General features: G+C 37.4%; 16 protein-coding genes and 2 pseudogenes. 8 read left to right on the plus strand and 10 right to left on the minus strand.

Features of this window, described 5'->3' with window-relative positions; translation table 11 throughout:
* Nucleotides 1-209 precede the first annotated feature (209 nt).
* Entirely contained in the window at nt 210-512 is a 303-nt protein-coding gene (locus F5ESL0259_RS09085) for a DUF4573 domain-containing protein (RefSeq protein WP_370448807.1), read from the plus strand.
* Here the strand turns inward: F5ESL0259_RS09085 and F5ESL0259_RS09090 are convergent.
* The 5 genes and pseudogenes from F5ESL0259_RS09090 to F5ESL0259_RS07575 all read right to left on the minus strand — a co-directional run.
* Nucleotides 491-994: pseudogene (locus F5ESL0259_RS09090) on the minus strand (SLAP domain-containing protein); the annotation flags it as partial. The gene F5ESL0259_RS09085 and the pseudogene F5ESL0259_RS09090 overlap by 22 nt on opposite strands.
* 198 nt (nt 995-1,192) lie before the next feature.
* The gene (locus F5ESL0259_RS07560) at nt 1,193-2,674 is read right to left on the minus strand and encodes an SLAP domain-containing protein (protein ID WP_122038030.1); all 1,482 of its coding nucleotides are present in this window, start codon (nt 2,672-2,674) and stop codon (nt 1,193-1,195) included.
* 186 nt (nt 2,675-2,860) lie between these two features.
* Nucleotides 2,861-4,690: a cation:proton antiporter family protein gene (locus tag F5ESL0259_RS07565; protein ID WP_122038031.1), complete on the minus strand. Its 1,830-nt coding sequence runs from the start codon at nt 4,688-4,690 to the stop codon at nt 2,861-2,863.
* Nucleotides 4,691-4,799: 109 nt separating this feature from the next.
* Nucleotides 4,800-5,901: pseudogene (locus F5ESL0259_RS07570) on the minus strand (DUF871 domain-containing protein).
* 14 nt (nt 5,902-5,915) lie between these two features.
* Nucleotides 5,916-6,797: a BadF/BadG/BcrA/BcrD ATPase family protein gene (locus tag F5ESL0259_RS07575; protein WP_122038032.1), complete on the minus strand. Its 882-nt coding sequence runs from the start codon at nt 6,795-6,797 to the stop codon at nt 5,916-5,918.
* 218 nt (nt 6,798-7,015) lie between these two features.
* On the opposite strand from F5ESL0259_RS07575, the gene F5ESL0259_RS07580 reads away from it, so the two are divergent.
* The 7 genes from F5ESL0259_RS07580 to murQ all read left to right on the plus strand — a co-directional run bounded on the left by F5ESL0259_RS07580 (nt 7,016) and on the right by murQ (nt 12,543).
* Entirely contained in the window at nt 7,016-8,461 is a 1,446-nt protein-coding gene (locus tag F5ESL0259_RS07580; protein WP_122038033.1) for a glycoside hydrolase family 1 protein, read from the plus strand.
* Nucleotides 8,458-8,772 (plus strand): PTS sugar transporter subunit IIB, encoded by a 315-nt coding sequence (locus F5ESL0259_RS07585; RefSeq protein ID WP_122038034.1) that lies wholly within the window; start codon nt 8,458-8,460, stop codon nt 8,770-8,772. The genes F5ESL0259_RS07580 and F5ESL0259_RS07585 overlap by 4 nt, the downstream gene beginning before the upstream one ends.
* Nucleotides 8,773-8,783: 11 nt before the next feature.
* Nucleotides 8,784-10,064, plus strand: a complete 1,281-nt coding sequence (locus tag F5ESL0259_RS07590) for a PTS sugar transporter subunit IIC (protein WP_122038035.1) — start codon at nt 8,784-8,786, stop codon at nt 10,062-10,064.
* Nucleotides 10,048-10,338 carry a hypothetical protein gene (locus F5ESL0259_RS07595; RefSeq protein ID WP_122038036.1) on the plus strand — a complete coding sequence of 97 codons (291 nt, stop codon included), beginning with the start codon at nt 10,048-10,050 and terminating at the stop codon, nt 10,336-10,338. The genes F5ESL0259_RS07590 and F5ESL0259_RS07595 overlap by 17 nt, the downstream gene beginning before the upstream one ends.
* 14 nt (nt 10,339-10,352) lie before the next feature.
* Nucleotides 10,353-10,673, plus strand: a complete 321-nt coding sequence (locus tag F5ESL0259_RS07600) for a PTS lactose/cellobiose transporter subunit IIA (RefSeq protein ID WP_122038037.1) — start codon at nt 10,353-10,355, stop codon at nt 10,671-10,673.
* A 127-nt stretch (nt 10,674-10,800) separates the two neighbouring features.
* On the plus strand, nt 10,801-11,646 hold the full coding sequence (locus tag F5ESL0259_RS07605) for a MurR/RpiR family transcriptional regulator (protein WP_122038038.1): 846 nt from the start codon (nt 10,801-10,803) through the stop codon (nt 11,644-11,646).
* A 24-nt stretch (nt 11,647-11,670) separates the two neighbouring features.
* The gene (gene murQ / locus F5ESL0259_RS07610; RefSeq protein ID WP_122038039.1) at nt 11,671-12,543 is read left to right on the plus strand and encodes an N-acetylmuramic acid 6-phosphate etherase; all 873 of its coding nucleotides are present in this window, start codon (nt 11,671-11,673) and stop codon (nt 12,541-12,543) included.
* A gap of 131 nt (nt 12,544-12,674) precedes the next feature.
* Here murQ and F5ESL0259_RS07615 read toward each other — a convergent pair whose 3' ends face one another.
* The 5 genes from F5ESL0259_RS07615 to F5ESL0259_RS07635 all read right to left on the minus strand — a co-directional run bounded on the left by F5ESL0259_RS07615 (nt 12,675) and on the right by F5ESL0259_RS07635 (nt 18,720).
* The gene (locus F5ESL0259_RS07615) at nt 12,675-13,823 is read right to left on the minus strand and encodes an SLAP domain-containing protein (RefSeq protein WP_122038040.1); all 1,149 of its coding nucleotides are present in this window, start codon (nt 13,821-13,823) and stop codon (nt 12,675-12,677) included.
* A gap of 46 nt (nt 13,824-13,869) precedes the next feature.
* The gene (locus F5ESL0259_RS07620; RefSeq protein ID WP_122038041.1) at nt 13,870-15,087 is read right to left on the minus strand and encodes a glucosaminidase domain-containing protein; all 1,218 of its coding nucleotides are present in this window, start codon (nt 15,085-15,087) and stop codon (nt 13,870-13,872) included.
* A gap of 121 nt (nt 15,088-15,208) precedes the next feature.
* Nucleotides 15,209-15,700, minus strand: coding sequence for a sigma-70 family RNA polymerase sigma factor (locus tag F5ESL0259_RS07625; protein WP_122038042.1), 492 nt, complete (start codon nt 15,698-15,700; stop codon nt 15,209-15,211).
* A gap of 235 nt (nt 15,701-15,935) precedes the next feature.
* On the minus strand, nt 15,936-16,778 hold the full coding sequence (locus tag F5ESL0259_RS07630; protein WP_122038043.1) for a hypothetical protein: 843 nt from the start codon (nt 16,776-16,778) through the stop codon (nt 15,936-15,938).
* Between the two features lie 133 nt (nt 16,779-16,911).
* A complete protein-coding gene (locus F5ESL0259_RS07635; RefSeq protein WP_122038044.1) occupies nt 16,912-18,720 on the minus strand; it encodes an SLAP domain-containing protein in 1,809 nt (602 codons plus the stop codon).
* Between the last annotated feature and the right edge of the window lie 264 nt (nt 18,721-18,984).

Here is an 18,984-nt window from a genome sequence, read left to right on the forward strand (position 1 = left end):
ATAAAATTAAAAGCACAGTTACCTCTCATTTAGAGCAACTGCGTTTTTGAATATGAAAAGAGACCTAAAAGTCCTGTAATACATTTTAGTATTTATCAGGGGTAGCACTTAGGTCTCTTTTGCTAGTAATATTAAATATTATTTACTTTGAAGGATTAGCAGCGGATGAACTGCTAGAACCGGTTGAGTTAGTGGAACCGTTAGAACTGGTGGAGCCAGTTGAGCCGTTAGAACTAGTAGAACCAGTTGAGCTGGTTGAACCGTTGGAACTAGTGGAACCGGTGGAGCCGTTGGAACTAGTAGAACCGGTGGAGCCGTTAGAACTAGTGGAGCCGGTGGAACCATTAGAACCAGTTGAGCTGGTTGAACCGTTAGAACCGGTTGAGCCAGTTGAGCCGTTAGAACTAGTGGAACTGGTGGAACCATTAGAACCAGTTGAGCTAATTGGCGTAACCTCTGTCTTGTCTTTAGCTAAAGCACTTACTTTAATGTATCCAGCTGAAGTTGAGTAATACTTCTTACCCTTAATTTTAACAGTACCACCATAAACGGTAACTTTTTGGCCTTTACGAACTTTACTCTTCTTTAAAGCTTTACCACTTCTAGTTACCAAAACAGTGTTTTTAACTACTTGAACAGTTTTACCATCAACATTAACAGCTTTAATATATTGGTTTTTGCCAATCTTATAGTAAACCTTGCCTTTAACGGTCTTTTTGCCAAGAACACTAACTTTTTGGCCAACCTTAACTGTTACCTTAGTCTTAACTAACTTCTTGCCTTTTTGCTTGTAAACAGCAGAATTTGCACCAACTTTTTTAGTCTTATTAGCTTTTTTAGCAGCACTAACTTCAGTTGGAGTACTACCTAAAGCATTGACAGGCAATTGATTTACGCCAACTGCTAACAATGTTGCACCAGCTACAGAAACTATCATTTTTCTATAAAAACTATTTTTACTCATATTGAGCCTTCCTTTTTCCATTGACAACATTTTGACGTGCTTAGTTAAAAATTAAGAACGCTATAACTCCTATTGAGTTACATGGCTTATATTCTAGCACTATGAAAAAAGAATATAAATATTAATAAGTTAATTCTTTAACTTTATTTATAAGTCTGACTAAAAATGATAACACTGTTACTATAAATAATTTGCTTTGCCAGTAGCTGAAATATTACTGTTATATTGTTATGGCATCACAACCACAGCCGAATAAACGGTGGTTTTCTCAAAGGCTGCTCCTAAACCAATTGTTCTAGCAGCCGGATTAAGCAATATGTCCCTATATTTCCCATCTCTAGTTATATTATTGTTAAGATATTCGTAAAGAATGCTGCTGGCAACCTCTTCAGTTGATCCACCATCAAGTGCAAGTTCTAGCATGTTTGTAGTGCGATTAATAGTCCACTCCCACGAAAAACTGGCAATACATTCTCCCAATATGGGATAATCAATGCCCTTTTCTTGAAAAGCCTTTTGTAAAATAGACCTTCCAGATTTATCATAAAGTCCAAAATTCTTGATTAAATCCTGGGCACGTTCTTGAACAATCTTGTCATAAGTAGGGTCTGCTGTTAATTTGGTTAAACCCCGGCTAACCCGTTCCTGATTAAGTTCTCTTAAAAAGACTTGTCTAAATTTACTAGGTGAAAATTCATTTGTGTGAGAGTCTGAAACATTCTCACTAGCAGCACTAGGATCTGGTAAATTAGCGGAGGCTGTATCCTGTGCTGCATCATCAGAGGTATTCGGCTGATCGGGATTCACCTTATCTTCTGGTGTTTTAGATTTAGAGGTATTTTTATCATTAGTTTCAGTGGCTTCCTGAACTACATTAGCACCGTGTCCATCTGCAAGATTATCCGCATTATGTGGACTTGGGGCAATACTGCTATCATTAGTACCTTCAGACTTATCAGATTTCTCTGCCCCATTTGCATTTGATGCACTATTAATATGGTTATTATTAGTTTCACCCTGAGTAGTCTTATTTACATTAGGAGTAAAACTATTGCTTGGCGTATTATTCAAGCCGTAACCATTAAATACCAAAGTATTGGCAGTTTGAGTCTCATTATCGGCAATACTTTTTGCCAATTCGTTAGTAATATTTACTGCAGGCGACAGAGTTTTAATCACCTGCTTAGGTGATTTCGCCGCTGCATTTAGCTTGGCTAACACACTCCTTTTGATGTAACCGTGGCTAGTGGCGTAGCATTTCTGGCCCTTAATTACCTTTGGCGCACCAAAAATCCTGATTTTTTGTCCTTGATGAATTGCTTTTACTTTTTGGCCATTTCGAGTATAAAGTACCGTATCTTTGGTTACTTGATAAATTTTGCCTTGAATGTTAACGGCTTTAACAAATTTATTTTTACCAATGCGATAAAACAGTTTACCCTTAACAGTTTTTTGGCCATAAATACGTACTTTTTGACCCGCCTTGATGATTTTCTTGGATTTAAGCAGCTTTTGGCCCTTGCGGACATAGACAGCGGAATTGGTTCCCACCCTTTTTATTCTTCTAGTTCGACTACTTTTCTTAGCTGCACTTACTTTTTCCGGCATGGCATTTAAGACACTCGGCGGCGCCTGCTCTAAAAACCCTGTCAGCAAAGTTACGGTGGTCAAAGAAACGATCATTTTCTTGCAAAGATTATTTTTACTCATATCTAAACCTTTCGATATTTAAAAATGAAAATTTTTATAACTATACAAGAGTAAATTTTAACTGAGAACTAAAAAATACAGTCAGCCATTTCTTAATTTTTGTATCATTTTCTAACTCAAAAAAATTCTCAATTAAAAAAGACTGATTGTCAAAATCAGTCCTTTGTTAGTCAATATAATTAGCAATTATTTTTTGCCGATAATCTTGCGCATACGATCAGCTGCCTGATATTTTGCGGTGAAAATCAGTTCATCACCTAATTCAATGACAGTGTGACCGTGTGGCACCAGCCACTCTTGCCCCCGGCGAATACGGCTGACAGTGATATCATGAGCCACATCCCAATCCATCAGTTGCCGACCAGAATACTGCGTATTGCGGACGACAACAGAGTAAACCGCGTTTTTTGTATCACTCAAGACACTATAGAGAGCGGGTGATTCAATTAGTGCTCGTAAGAGTGCGGAAGTAATATTACTTAAGTCAAAGACTTCCATACCGCTCTTGCGCAATTCCTTGACCCTGGCAATATCAGCACGCTTTTGACAAATAATAATGCGCTTAAAGTCACCCTGCTCTTGTGCCAGCTGGCCTAGGCGCAAATTAGTATCGTCAGACCTCATGGCCGCAACGAAAATATCACCAGTAAAGGCACCAGATTGTGCCAAGCTCTCACTATCTAATTGGGATAATAATTTTAGCTTTGGCACGCGGCTTTTATAAATATGATAGTGTTCGTTACTGGTAGTAAACATCTTAACCGAATACCAGTTATCATGCAGGTCAAGCATTACGGGGACAGTCAAGGCATTCGTGCCCAAAATCACGACTTTTTCTTTAATGCGATCTTCTGCTTTTAATTTAAAAATGGCATTAAATAAAATCGGACACAGAATGCAGACGATCACAGCAGCCAAGATAAAAACATCTGACTGCAGCCGTGTAATAACATTTAATTTACGTGCTACTGCTAAAGTCGGAAGCACTATAGTAATCGTAGTTGCGGTTAAAAAGCCACCGGCAATACCATTTCTGCTGCCGAATTTTTTCGCGTAAACCAAAGCAACAGGTACTTTAGCCAAGAAGAGAAACAAAACTAATATTGGTAATAAAATTAGTGACTTTGGGTGAGCCAAAAGTGACCTTAAATTAAGCTTTACTCCCGTCATGATAAAGAAAATAGGAATGAAAAAGCCATAGCCAATTGAGGTTAACTTATCCTCTGTTTCCTGACTGGGTTCCAGCAACTTCATAACAATGCCGGCTAAAAATGCCCCCAGGATGTTTTCCACTCCTACTCTCTCTGCTATCGTAACCAAAGCAAATATTAGAAAGAAAGCTAAACGGACATCTAACTGAGTGGTTGATTTGGTCACCTTTACAAACCATAAGTACGGCTGCTTAAAGCGCCACAATAATAGGATAGCAACGCCAAAGAGCAGGATAATCAGCCACAACTGCTTAGTGTTACCGCCATTAATAGCTGCATAAACCGTTAGAAGCATTAAGGGAATTACTTCCCCTAAAACCGCAGTTAGTAAAATCGTCTGACCGATAGGCCTGTTTAAAATATCTTTTTCCTTTAAGGTAGCAATCACCACGCCCAAAGCAACAGTCATAAAAATGATAGTTGCAAGCATGACGTCGCCAAATAAACCTAACACCTTTAACAATAATGCTAAACAGATAGACAAAATTGTCACACCTAAAAAGGCGTTGAGTGCCACTTTCAAGGGAGCGATCTGACCCTTTTTCCTCTTGGACTTTTGCCCCGGCTTTAACAAGTCAAAGTTAATTTCCATCCCTGACAAAAACAACAACAAGATCACGCCTAAATTTGACAGAAAAGACAGGTCATGAGTCGGCCGGACGAGATTGAAACCACTTGCCCCTAATACAATACCAACAATAATTTCTGCAACTGCGGTCGGAACTGCATTAACCCTTAAACGCGCCATTAATATAGGTACTACCAGCGCAAACAAAACAACTAAGAATAAAGACAACTGTGCCACAAGGAATGCCCCCTCATTTATTCTTAGTCGATTATACAAAAAATTGCCAAATGAAGAAAATAATACGGGTGAGAAATACCAGAACTTTAGATAAGAAAACTTTGCAAAATTAATTCTCCTTTGCCATCAACAATTTAAATTTGGTCCACGGTTTAATATAGTCCAAAAGGAAAAGCTCGTGTGAATCAATATGTCCTACTTTGTTTTTGCGTGCTTCTTTATGTGATTTTAACACAATTTGTAATTCGTTTTTATATATACCAAAGTTGTTGTTACCAACCAAAATATCGCCTTTATGAAATTCCTTATCATTATCGTGAGGTGGATTGGAAATTTGTTTATATGTCACCCGCGGAGTGGTTGAACGAATAACAGTATTATTCATGTCACCGCGACGAAAATGTTGTGTATTTTCTATTATTTCTTTTTCAACTGGATTAATATTTGACACATACTGAACATTAAAAGTTAACTGGTAGCGATTTACTAGAGATAAGCTTCTTAATTCTTCTTCACTAGCATATGCATTGCCAATAATGACATCATCAATTAATTGCGTACCAAATAAATCTTTAGCCTGAATGCCAATTGGCAGTTCTTCGGTCTCTTTCTAAAGTTGGAAGACCATCAGTCACATTCCATGGGCCCATAATTCCTTTTGCACTCGAAACAAAGGCAGCTGTATGAATATTAAACTTTTTGAATCGCTTAGTACAATTTGTAAAAAAATCATAAGGAAGTGCAGTGCCTTTTTGGGGATAAAAGTTATGACAACCATATATATAAGGAGTGTTGGCTTGATAAGAAATAATATTATTTAAGTAATCAACATCGTTACTCATATTTAGCTCAATTATTAAGCCATAAGGATTGTAGGACATTAATGCCTCTGTTGCACCGTCAAATGACTGGTCAAGGCGAATACCGCTTACATGCATATCAGCAAACCACTTTAGATTTTGATATGAAATATTTAGTTTATTAAAAAGTTTGGGCGATACATCTAAAAAAGTTTGATAAGCTAACTTATTTCCTACATCTATAATTTTTTGATATTTGGCTTTTATTTTTTCTGAATCTTCCTGTACTTCAAGCATGCTCATAAAAATGCGCTTAAAACCATACTTGTGACCTAGTTCCAAATAGGCAACATTTTGATCAAAACTGCTGTGGTCAGGATAAATAGATAAGCCAATGTTTCTCATTGTCATTTTGCTTCACCACTCTAAATATAGTTAACTGCCATACTGTTATTCTGCTTAGAAATGTATATTTTCATTTGTGGAAGTTCCTTTAAAACTATTTTCTTTAATTCTTCTTGAATTATGGAATTTTTAACTAAAACCGAACCTGATAATGCTAACCGGTATTCAATTTTAGATGTCGAATATCTATGCACTAATCTTATTATTTCCTCGGCCAGTAACTTGCCTTGATGCTTAAAAACTGCGATAACTTGTTCATCACCTTTTTTAGCTGCCTGAGCCAGTTTAACCGAACAACCAGCAATTTGGGAACGATCAATTAAGTAATACTTAGAGATTAATTCCCGGACTGATTGAACTTGAAAGTATTCAAATATAACATCCTGATATGAACATTTTTTACCGGAATCATAATACTGCAAAAATTTTGTAGTAGCTTCTTGAGTTATTTTGTAACCTGAACCAATATCATCTAGTAAATAGCCCCAGCCCCCAGCTCGTAAGTATTTCCTTTTTTGCTTACCATATACAATTGAACCAGTTCCAGCAATAGTTAAAAAGCCGTCTCTTCCCTTCAACCCATTTAGCAAAGCTAATTGCGCATCACTAATAAAGGAAATGTTTGTGCAAATAGCTGCTACATTTGCTTTTACTTCTTCCAAATACTTGTCTGGTGCCTGTGTAGATTCTAACCCAGCAATACCAACCAAAATTTTTTCACATTTTTGATCACTAATTGCAGCTTTTTTAATTGCTAAAGTAATGTTCCTAACAGCTTGTTCTGCATTAATAAAAATGTTACCTGGACCAGAAACAGATTTAGATAGTGAGATACATTTTTCACCATATGCAATTGCAGTTACATGTGTACCACCACTATCTACACCAATTCGATACGTCATATTTTTTTACCTCCTTTTGTGACCTTACCTTTATTATGTGATTTATGTAATAAAAATACAATAATAAATTTATTTTTTTGCCAAAATATAAGCATTTTCAAAAATATACAAAAGTACGCACAAAATAATATAATTATTTTTGAAATTTTATTTCAAAATATTTAAAAACAGTTTATAATAAAAATGTAAGTGATTTCATAGAAAGAAGGATTTAAAACGTGAGTCGAATATTGTGGGGTGGAGCCACATCTGCAAGTCAATATGAAGGAGGATTTACTGATGGTAAGGGATTAGATACTCAAGATTGTCGTGCCTATCTCCCTCGAACCAGTAATGCTACGACGGAAACTAGACTATTAACACAAAGACAAATAGAGGAGGCGAAAAAGAAAGATAGTCCTTACTACTATCCTTTTAGAGTGGGAACTAAAGGCTATGAGTATGGCTCAGCGGACATTGAATTACTAAAAGAATTGGATTTGGACATTTATCGGCTTTCAATTAGTTGGTCAAGATTGTTTCCAACAGGTGAAGAAGTTGAACCTAATCCAGCGGGAGTTAGTTATTATGACAAAGTTTTAAATAAACTGCATAATGCAGGAATTAAAATTTTTATCACTATTGATCATTATGCAATTCCCCTCAATTTGGTTGAAAAATATGGAGGATGGACGTCAATCAAAACTGTTGCTGCTTATATGAGATTTTCTTCTTTTCTACTGCATAAGTGGGGAGCAATTGTGGACTACTGGTTACCAATTAATGAAATTAATGCCGGTTATTTTAGCCCATTTAATGGTGTAGCTTTAGTTAAACCTGAAAATGGTGAATATAACTACAGTGATATTTTCCTTTCATTACACCATCAGTTCATTGCCAGTGCCAAAACCATCAAGTTAGGCAAAGAATTGAAAGTCAAAGGGAAATTTTGTGCAATGATTTCATGCTTTTGCTATTATCCGTTAACACCAAAGCCAGAGGATAATCTTGAACTTGTTGAAAACGAGGAAATCAATCAATGGTACTGTATGGATGTTTTAGCTAAAGGATATTATCCATACTATGCGAAACCATTCTTTGACAAACATAATATCAATTTTGAAATTTCTGCTGCTGATAAAGAACTATTACGAAACAATACATGCGATGTAGTTACGTTTTCCTACTATGATTCATGCATTTGTACTGCTGATGAAAATAAAAATCAAACTGCGGGCAATTTGGTTGTTACTACTAAGAATCCGTACTTAAAGGCCACCGAATGGGGTTGGCAAATTGATCCGATGGGATTAAGGACTACACTTCATAAAATTTACGATCGCTATAATAAACCAGTCATGATTTCTGAAAATGGTTTAGGAGCTAAAGATGTTTTAACTAGCGATCAAAAAGTTCACGACCAATACCGGATTGACTATTTCAAAGCACACTTTGATCAAATTATCAAAGCTAAAGAAGAAAACGTTGATGTTATAGCCTACATCGCCTGGGGTATCATCGATATTGTTTCCGCAGGCAGTTGTGAAATGGACAAACGTTATGGAGTAGTTTATGTTGATGCAGATAATAAAGGCCAAGGCACTTTTAAACGATATAAAAAAGACAGCTTTGAATGGTATAAACACTTTATTGAGCATCAAAGAGAAAGGAGTAGATCAAAATGAAAAAAGTACTATTTATTTGTTCTGGAGGCATGTCAAGTGCGATTGTCGAAAAAGCACTTAAAGATGAAGCAGGCAAAGCTGGAATTCAAATTGAATCTAGTGCAGTAGGTTCAGGACAAGCTGAAGATGCTATTAATCAAGGCGGCTGGGACATAGTTTTAGTCGCACCCCAAGTCAGGAACAGGTTTGATGTATTTAAGGGCTTTGCCGATGCCAAAGGAATCAGAATTGCAACTATACCACCAAGAGATTATAGCCCATTGGGTGGAAAATACGTATTAGATCTTGTCGAAAAAGACACAAAGAATTAAGGTGAATATTAATGAATAATTTTTTTGATTGGTTAGATTCGCACTTTGCCCAGCCTTTATCTAAAATCTCTGAGCAAAGACATTTACGGGCTATTCGTGACGGGGTCGTTTCAGCAATTCCACTAATCATTGTAGGGAGTTTCTTCCTTATTATCGCAATGCCCCCAATTCCAGAAAATTGGGGCTTCCATGTTTGGGCAACACAGCATATTCAACAGATTATGATTCCATACAGAATGACATTCTGGATCATGTCTTTATATATCTGTTTTGGTATCGGATATAATTTAGCAAAAAGCTATAAGCTGGATCCTCTAGCTGGTGCTCAGTTATCCGTAGCAGCTTTTCTCTTAAGTATTATGCCAATAATTAAGAAAACAGGCGAAATTTTACTACCGATGGCATCATTAGGTTCTGTTGGTATCTTTCCGTGTATGCTGCTGGCAATTTTCTCTGTAGAAATCTTACGTTTCTGCAAGACCCACAACTTAGTTTTCAAAATGCCTGAACAGGTTCCTAGTTCCGTTGCTCACTCATTTGAAGCAATTATTCCAGCCGGAATTATAGTCATAATCATGACGCTGATTAATGTGGTGTTTAAGATTAACCTTGAAGTTTTAATTCAAAACATTTTTTCACCACTAGTAAAAGCCGGAGATACACTAGGTGGTGTAATAGTACCTGTAATCTTAGTTGTATTCTTCTGGTTCTTTGGTATTCATGGCGACTCTATTGTGGGCTCTGTAGCCAGACCTATTTGGTTACAATATTTTAGTGAAAATGCCGAAAAAATGTCTCATGGCTTGCAGCCTACACACATCGCTCCTGAAACATTTTTCCAATGGTTTGTTTGGATCGGTGGTTCTGGTGCTACCATAGGCTTAATCATTGCTGCTCTTTGTATCGGTAAGTCTAAATATACTAAATCAATCACCAGAGCCAGCTTAGTCCCATGTATTTTTAATATTAATGAACCTATCATTTTCGGTTTTCCAGTAATGCTGAACCCTGTATTTCTAATTCCATTTATTTTAGCACCAGTGGTCATGACCCTTGTAACTTGGTTTACCTTCAAATTAGGCTGGGTACACATGATGTTCGTTCAGCCGCCTTGGACATTACCAGCTCCTATCGGTGCCTTTTTGGCAACTGGTGGTGACTGGCGTGCAATTGTTCTTTGTGTAGTTGATATTTTAATTGCAACTCTAATTTACTGGCCTTTTGTCATGATGTATGACAAACAAGAATTAGCTAAAGAACAAGAAGACATACCGGATGGTCAAAATGCATAATTTCAATAGAGTTCAGCCTAAATTTAAAGGTACAGTATTATTTGTTTCAGGCCTTTTAGTCATAAATTTAATCATTATCGCTATCATGGACTTCTGGCCTTGTAAAGCTTTAATGTTTTTTGGAAATATTATTGCAATAGGCTTACTTTTTCCTGCATCCTTGTTATATGTTGATCGCAAAGAGAAATTTAATTTTAAACGCTACCTATATTTTGTAACAATGACAATGATTGCAAGTGGTATACTAATGTATATTTTTGTATACCGTTTTTAGAAAGAGTATTCTCAATGGATCAAACAAGTTTAGAAACTAAAATTTTTAAATTAATTACCCATTCGGGTACTGCTAGGGCTGATTTGTACGATGCCTTAACAGAAACTCGAAAGCAGAACTATGAAAAAAGTAAGCAATTGTTAAAATCTGCTAATGATGAATTGGTGTTGGCTCATAACATTCAAACAGAGCTAATCCAAAAAAATTTAAATAATAATCTGGACATATCGCTACTGTTGATTCATGCACAGGACCAATTCATGACTACAATGTCTGAACAATCACTAATCGAACAGATGATAAAAATGCAAAAAGAAATTAACAATTTGAATTAAAATCAGTTTTGATAAAGAGGGTAGCAAGTTAATAATACTTGACTACCCTCTTTTATTAGCAGACAATTAAATAGTTTCGGTATACGTTTAATAATATTTCTTTTCATTTTTGAAAGGGGCTGCAATTATGGATCTCTTAAATAGAGTTACAAATAATTACTCCAGTTTTAAAAGATCATCCAAAAAAATCGCTGATTATCTTCTTAAAAAGCCTGAAATTTTTCTAAATTTGGATGCACAACATTTGGGCTTTAAAACTAAAACCAGTTCTGCGTCTATTATTCGCTTTTGTCAGCAAATTGGTTTTAAGGGACTAAAAGATTTTAAAATTGAACTTGCAAAAGAAATGCCTAAAACTGATATTTCCGAGTTAGATACTCTTGTTAGTCCCGATGACACGACAGAAGAGATTATTGAAAAATTCTATTTGGACATCAAAAAGAACGTCGACAGTACATATGCTTTATTAGATGCCAGTACACTAGCAAAAGTTGTAGCTTACTTACAAAAAGCAGATACAATTTATATTGCCGGTGTAGGTGCATCTGGATTAGCAGCCCAAGATTTATTTTTTAAATTTATTAGAAGTGGTAAAAAGGTTGCCTATAATATTGACCCACATATCGCACTGGAAAGAATATATTATTCCACTCCCCAAGATACGGCCGTTATCTTTTCATACAGTGGACTAACTGAAGAAATAATTTACATTGCTAAACAAGCAAAGAAAAATAAAACTCCTATTATAGCTGTTACTAGAGGCCAATCATCTGCTTTACTAAATATTAGTGACATAATAATCAGTTTACCAGACCGAGAGAAATTACTGCGTATAGGCGCAATCGATTCATTACTGTCCGAAATGTACGTCTCAAGTTTAATTTATTTAGCCACAATTAATAAATTACCTAACTTAGAAGAAAAAATGAAGAATACTGAACTATTAACAAAGCAACTAAAGGAAAATAATTAATTATCATATGGAAGAATATAAAAAATGTCTATTAAAGATTTAACAACAGAACAGCGAAATCCGAATACTTTACACATTGATACCATGTCTACTTTAGAGATGGTTAATGCCATTAACGCAGAAGATCAAAAAGTAGCAGAAGCCGTTGAAAAACAAAATACTAAAATCGCCCAGGCCATTGACCTTGCCAGTATTAATTTTAAAAAAGGCGGACGATTAATCTATATTGGAGCTGGTACGAGTGGACGCTTAGGAGTTTTGGATGCTGTCGAATTAGTTCCGACCTATAGCATAGAGCCAGAAAGAGCCATAGGACTAATTGCTGGTGGCAAAAAAGCTATGTTTTTATCTATCGAACATGCCGAAGATTCAGAAGAATTGGCCAAGAAAGATCTGAAAAATCTCCACTTGTCTGCAAAAGATATTGTCTTAGGAATAGCAGCCAGCGGACGAACGCCTTATGTAGTTGGAGGATTAAAATGGGCCAATCAGGTTGGTGCACTTACGATTTCTTTAGCATGTGTTGCCAGTAGTAAAACCGGTAAACTTGCAAAAGTTTCAGTTGAAACTGTGGTTGGTCCAGAAGTAATTACAGGATCTACCAGAATGAAGGCAGGAACCGCGCAAAAAATGGTACTTAACATGATCTCTACTGGTGTCATGATTAAGCAAGGTAAGGTTTATCAAAATATTATGATTGACGTAAAGCCTACCAACAGTAAGCTGGTTGATCGCGCTACGCGCATTATTCATGAATGTGGCAACGTATCAATTGAAACAGCAGCAGACTTATTGCAAAAAGCTGATATGCAAGTTCCGGTAGCAATTATTATGGCCCAAACCAGTTGGGATGCAAACAAAGCAAAAACGTATTTGCAGAATGCAAACAAAGATTAAGAAGTCTGTCTAAAGTTTATTAAGATTAATCTTTACTCTACTTAACTAAGACAGGATGTGGACTTGCGCAAGCAATTAAAAAATACACAAAAACAGGTTATGACAATCATCATAACCTGTTTCTTTACTTGCTACTTAAAATTAGCTGCTTTGACAAAGCGGTTGGTATCAATTGGATAATACATTTTGCCACTAATATTGATGCGACCGCCATAAGTACGAACAGAAGTACCACGTAAGAGTTTTGCATTATCACTGCGAATTCCGGTAGTGTCATAAACATAAGCATTATGAGTTAAAACTCGCTTAGTGCCAACAATGTTGCTGGCAACAACGTATTCATTTTCACCGATTTGCAAGTACTTTTTACCGTTAATGACTTTCTCTTGCGCCACAGTCACCACGGTACCTGCAGTTTTCAGTGCAGCGGTGGTGCGATTACCCTGGACATCATAAGTATAAGCATCATGCATTAAAGTCTTGTTGCCAGTCGGTGCTTGAGAAACGGGGTCAGTGTTAGGCTCAGAAACCACCGGATCACTCGTGCCCACGCTATTATCGGGCACTGTGGTATTAGAGGTTTCAGCCGCCTGCATGTCATAATAATATTTGAGCAGGGAGAAGAAATCATTCATCGAATAGCCCCATTTTTGGAAATAGCCATCCGGATCGGTATGATTGGTACCACCTAAAAAGCGCGATACAGCGTGATGCGACCAAATAGTTCCCTTGCCAGTATTTGAAGCATTCACCGGCGTGATGTTATAACGGTGCAATAACTTAGCGGCATATATAGCATCATTATTGACGCTTTTAGCAAATTTATTGCGCGTATTTTCCCGACACAGTTCAATTTGAATAAAGCGGTTGTTGGCAATTGCGCCCGCACCCCAGACGCCGTAGTTGGGCGTCATCATTTGAATAACTTGCTTACTGTCGACAAAAGCGTGAACGTAGGAATACATATTCATCCATTCACGGTTGAAGTAAATGGCTTCGTTATAGGCAGAAGCTCCAGGGGTAGCAGTCTCATGGATGACAATACCCTCAGGTGTTCCTTTTCGATACTTGATTTTATTGCCTTTAGCATAAAATTTGTTATACTTGATATTCTGCGTCTGCAACATTTGATACAAAAATGTCTCGCCGACATAGCTGTTTTGTTTTGCGATTGAATTAATTGAGGCAGCTTCAACTACCTGTGTGTGATTAACATTAAAAATAGGTGCAACTAAACCTACTCCGATAGCAATAGTAGTTATTAGTTTCTTTATCTTCATCTAAATTTTCATTCCTTATTTCTGCTTTTTACCGTTTGACCCTGATCTAGAAATTGCCTTTCTTAATATACTGGTGAATACCAATTCTATAATACTTATGACCATAAATATTAATTGCGCTGCCAAAGGTTGCGACTGACTGCCCCTTCTTCATCACCAGCTGATTGTCACGATTGCCGTAATCGTTATAAACATAAGCGTTCTTTTTTAATGGTCTCACTGTGCCATCAATATTGCCGCTGGCAATATACTGGCTTTCACCAATACGGTAATATTTTTTACCGTTAATAGTTTTAGTGCCGTAAGTCGCAATCACTTTGCCAGTGTTAGGTACCTTGATCGCCTTAAGCTTCTTAACACGTTTACCCTCAGAGTTATAGACATAAGAGTTGTGCATTAAGGTCTTGTTGACCTTTTTTTCACCCTTAGGGGCTTGCGAAGCAGGAGGAAGTGCGCTGCCCAAGTCTAAGAGCGTATCATTAACCCAGCCCTTGCCGGAGATATACATGCGCTTTTTACCATTATAATAGGTAATGGTCTTCGTAACAGTAACGGCATCGCCCTTAGCAACGGAATTAGTCTTAGCTGAAACCGAATGGTCAGTAGGCCACGCGTAAGTAGCGCCCGCTTTCTTGACGACATAAGACTTGCTGGTGTTTGAAACCGTAGGGTCATATTGCGTCAAATTGTAGTTAGCAATTCTGGCATTCAAGGTCGTGTTGTATTTGCTGTCAGTCGCATACGTACCAGTTAGCGCCTGAGTGGCATCTGTATAAGAAGCGGCGTTTTCCAACCAAGCTCCTTGATAGCGCTCAGGTTGCCAAGTTACACCTAAGCGCAGCTTCTTGCCGTTATCATCAAAAGAATCCTGACAGGAGTCGTATTTTCTAAACTTAGCGGTTACGTAATAGCTCTTGCCGTTCTTATCTTCTTCGCGAGTCTTAGACGAGTAAGTTGCTCCAGGCCAGTCGTCATTAGCTTTCATACCAAATAAGTTATTGGCATTGACTGCCAAGCCTGACTTGCCCCAATTAGATTCTACGATTGCCTGAGCAATCATCACAGAAGGGTATAAGCCATATTTCTTTGATACCTTCTGTGCCTGCTTAGACATAGTATTTAAAAACGCAGTTTCAGCCGCAGTAGCCGCAGATACTTTCTCAGCACGTACTGGAGAATTGGCAATTAAGTTGTTGGTAACCGGCATGACAACCGCTGAGGTGAGGACAGCTGTCGCAAAACCAGTGATTAGTCTTTTCTTCATAAATAATATTTCCTCCTTAACCGACACCTTTATTGTATCGGGCAATTAGACTATAAACAATAGCTGCACTTGAATTGTAGTCAAAAAGTAATATAGATCGTTTTTATATTACAAATAGTAATTATTTTTCTAAAATTTCACGTAAGTGAATTAACAAATTATGCTTGCATCTTTGCAGCTGAACCCGGCTCACATGGGCTTCTTGAGCCAAGGCACTGATAGTTTGACCACCAATTAAGTGATTAATAAATAGCAATTTTTCTATCTTGTTCATATGAGCAAGTTCACCCTTAAGAACCAGCTGATTATTCCAGTTAGTCATTAATGTAGCTTCTGTGAGCGAATCAAAGGCAATTTCTTCTTCTGATTGACGCTGCTTTTTGCGCAACAGATCAATAGTGTGCCAGATAATCTTACGAAAACTCAGCCGATCTACTTCAGAACGCTTCTTATCTGCTAACTTGGTTAACATTTCCGCGTATATTAAAATACCTTCTTGAAAAAGGTCTTCATAATTAGTATAGTCCACTCTGACGTGGGCGGCTTTTAAAGCGCCTCTAACTAATTTTTGGTTATTCCATGCCGTTAAAAATGCCTGTTGGTTAATCTTCATTTGTGACGTTTCCTTTATGTCATTTTGTCACAAGCGCTTGTGCTCCTATAGATTAACAAGGTTTATTAAAATAGCAAAAACGTAAAATGAGGCGTTAATTATACTATCACTGCTTATTTTAATAAAAGAAAAAATTTTCCTAATTCTAGCTGCAGACAGCCTAATAACGGGCAATTTCTGGGTGAAAAAAGAGTTAAAAAAATACACGAATCAATTACTTAATTCGTGTAGCAAGCTAATATAAGCTGTCGGGTCTCTTGCTGGAATAGTAGGCCTTCTTATGTGCCTCCGTCATTTGGGGCAATTCATAAAAATCTGCCAAGTAATTACCGTAACGTAGATGCTTTTTATCCAGAACTTCCGTCATAATACTTTTGAGACTTAAATTGGCCAGAGATTGATGCGGATGAAAATTAGCCGGTTGATCAATCAGAGATTTACCATGAAATTTCCTAACCCGCCAGCCTAAATTCTGCTCTAAATGGGTACTGTTAAGCACATACAGGGCATGGTTAAAGAATAAGCTGTTACATATCTTATCTGTTAAATGCCGGCTGCAGTTGCGGTAAGCAAAAAGGTATTTATTGTCACTAATACTGACAGTTTCAAAGACAAACATGTGGTTCTGCAGAGGTTGATAGTCGGCCATTTGATGGAGCGCAACCCAGTCAAGATTACTGGTGTTGTAGCTGCGAGTGGAAAAGTAAGCCAGTTTGCCAGTAGCTATGACGTTGTGTCCTGCTAAACCAATTTGACGGGCAAATTCACGCTGAAACTCAAGGCCGGCAAACAGGCACTTTTGCGCAAATGAAGTCAGGTGAGACTTGGTACTACGACCACTTAAGACTATGCCGCACTTACTGTCAAAAATGGCGCTTTTGAACTTGCCCCACAGCGGCTGATTTTGAAACTGATACAAGGCAATGGTACTGGCACTAACACAGTATTCTTCATCAAACACCAGATAGTCTAAAATTTTCTTATCTTCTGCTATCCGCTGGCGCAATAACCTTTCTGACCAAATGGGGTAGTCTTTACTTGGGGGTAAGTTGCAAATGGTATCATTTTCTTTTATCATTTAAGCTTCTCCTAATTTTAAAATTGATAAAAGCCATTATACCAGTATTGTTATCGCTTGCATAGCTTAAAAAGGCAACAAAAAAACGGAAATGTAACACATTTCCGTTTTCGTGTAATTAACTAAGAATTAATTACTTAAAGTTAGCAACTTTAACGTATTGCTTAGCAGGTCCGCCGATACGGTAGTAAGCCTTACCATTCTTGAATGTGTAAGGTGAACCATAGGTAACAACAGTTGCACCCTTCTTCAATACACGTCTGTCAGCACGCTTCTTAGAGGTCTTGTAAACATAAGCGTTGTGTGACAATACACGAGCAGTACCGTCAATGTTGTCAGCCATTACGTATTGGTTGTCACCAATCTTGTAAACCAGGCTGCCATCTGCAAGCTTAGTTGTAGTACCATAAACATTTACAGTGCTGTAAGCTGCAAGTACGTTAGTACCAACACGCTTGTGGTCCTTGTCGTAGATGTATGAGTTGTGCATAACTTTCTTAGCTACAGCTGCAACTGGTTTAATTGAACCGTCAACATACTTAGTTTCAACGAACTTAGTTGAGTCAGCTGCGTTAATACGAGTGTATGACTTACCATTTACAGTTACAGTACCAAAGGTAGCAATCTTGTCACCATTCTTAACAGTAGTCTTAGTATCAGTTACTGTATTGCCAGTAATGTCGTAAACTGGAACATTGTCAAGGTCTGCTTGAACAGTGGTGTAAGTAGCACCTTTAGCACCAACAGTTAAGAAGAAGGTAACTGAAGTAGTCTTACCATCAGTATTAGTTGCACTTACAGTTACTGGGTACTTACCTGCAACTGCAGTGTTAACTTTACTAATATCAACATTTGGTGTTAAAGCTGTGTTGTTTGAAGCACTTACAGTAGTAGCAAATGCTCTCTGAATTTCAGCAACAGGAACTCCAGTGTTAAGAGGTACATAGTTGAAACTTGAATCACCAACATCAAGAGTATTGTTTTGACCTACAAATGTATGGGTATGAGTATCAGTTGCTGTAGCTGAATAAGGAACAGTTACAGTCATTTGTGGAAATGTTGCATCACCATTAGTAAGTGGGTCAGGGTTAACTGTAACTGGGAAGTTTACAACAACATCATTAGAAGAGTGAAGTGCAGCATTAACTGTAAATGGGGTAGCAGGTTTTGCAAAACTGCCATCATCTTTAACAGTAATTCCAGCAGCCTTCAACCCTGCCTTTACATCACCGGTCAAATCCTGGTATTCACTAAATGCAGGGTTATTATCAGTAACAGTAGTTTGTACATCATATTTTGCTCTGATTGCATCAACAACAGCACTAACTGTGTACTTACCGTTTCCTAAGCCGACAACACCGCTCTTAACTTCGTGACCAGTAGCAATTTCTCTTGCAAATGGAACACCATTAGCAGTTGTAGTACCAACGTAAAATACTCTACTTACTAAACCAATCTCTTCTGTGTTCTTATTATTGTCAGTTTTAACTGTATTACCATTAATCCTGTAAGTGGCGTTAGCAGCCAAGCCAGTTATTGTCATTTTCTTAATGACAGCAACATATTGAACGCCAGCTTGAAGTGTATCTACAGCATTATTATCATCATATTGACTTGCGTCAGTAATAAGTTGAGTTGCATTTGTAGGACTAAATTGTGCTGGATAAATCTTAATTGACTGATTGGTAATATTTGGTGTACCAACTTCACTCCAAACGCGAGCAGTTAATTTTGAAGCGTTATCTCCGGCTTTAACAGCACCATTATTCAATACATTAATACCTGCACTGAAACTAGTAGTGCTTGATACACCAGTTCCTGGTGTAACTGAACCTGTAACAAAGCTATCAGCAAAAACTGTTGATGTAGCACTTGCAGCAACTGGAGCAACAGCTAATAAAGCAGCAGCAGCAGCGCTAACAATTCTTAAATTTTTCTTCATGTGGTCTTTCCTCCTTGTGTATATACAAAATAGTAATAGACTATAGGTTCAGTCGTTATGAGCCTACATTGTTACAACACCCTTCGAGCTGAAATCATAAGTTTATAACTCTTATGAGGTAGCCTTCAAGCTGAAGAACGCGCATGCGTACAGGCTATCGAACCTGAAGCATAGCTATTACTTACCACATTTCATATTGTACTAACCTTTTGCTTAAATTGCAAGGCATCCAATTATTTTACACACTTTTGTAACAAACGCTTA

Origin of the sequence: Lactobacillus sp. ESL0259 (genome assembly GCF_003693045.1) — a bacterium.
Lineage (GTDB): Bacteria > Bacillota > Bacilli > Lactobacillales > Lactobacillaceae > Lactobacillus > Lactobacillus melliventris.

Bases quoted from the DNA above. Each gene is read 5' to 3' on its own strand.
- F5ESL0259_RS07560 (WP_122038030.1), bottom strand. From the start codon at position 2,674: ATGAGTAAAAATAATCTTTGCAAGAAAATGATCGTTTCTTTGACCACC.
- F5ESL0259_RS07575 (WP_122038032.1), bottom strand. From the start codon at position 6,797: ATGACGTATCGAATTGGTGTAGATAGTGGTGGTACACATGTAACTGCA.
- F5ESL0259_RS07585 (WP_122038034.1), top strand. From the start codon at position 8,458: ATGAAAAAAGTACTATTTATTTGTTCTGGAGGCATGTCAAGTGCGATT.
- F5ESL0259_RS07590 (WP_122038035.1), top strand. From the start codon at position 8,784: ATGAATAATTTTTTTGATTGGTTAGATTCGCACTTTGCCCAGCCTTTA.
- F5ESL0259_RS07595 (WP_122038036.1), top strand. From the start codon at position 10,048: ATGGTCAAAATGCATAATTTCAATAGAGTTCAGCCTAAATTTAAAGGT.
- F5ESL0259_RS07600 (WP_122038037.1), top strand. From the start codon at position 10,353: ATGGATCAAACAAGTTTAGAAACTAAAATTTTTAAATTAATTACCCAT.
- F5ESL0259_RS07605 (WP_122038038.1), top strand. From the start codon at position 10,801: ATGGATCTCTTAAATAGAGTTACAAATAATTACTCCAGTTTTAAAAGA.
- murQ (WP_122038039.1), top strand. From the start codon at position 11,671: ATGTCTATTAAAGATTTAACAACAGAACAGCGAAATCCGAATACTTTA.
- F5ESL0259_RS07615 (WP_122038040.1), bottom strand. From the start codon at position 13,823: ATGAAGATAAAGAAACTAATAACTACTATTGCTATCGGAGTAGGTTTA.
- F5ESL0259_RS07620 (WP_122038041.1), bottom strand. From the start codon at position 15,087: ATGAAGAAAAGACTAATCACTGGTTTTGCGACAGCTGTCCTCACCTCA.
- F5ESL0259_RS07625 (WP_122038042.1), bottom strand. From the start codon at position 15,700: ATGAAGATTAACCAACAGGCATTTTTAACGGCATGGAATAACCAAAAA.
- F5ESL0259_RS07630 (WP_122038043.1), bottom strand. From the start codon at position 16,778: ATGATAAAAGAAAATGATACCATTTGCAACTTACCCCCAAGTAAAGAC.
- F5ESL0259_RS07635 (WP_122038044.1), bottom strand. From the start codon at position 18,720: ATGAAGAAAAATTTAAGAATTGTTAGCGCTGCTGCTGCTGCTTTATTA.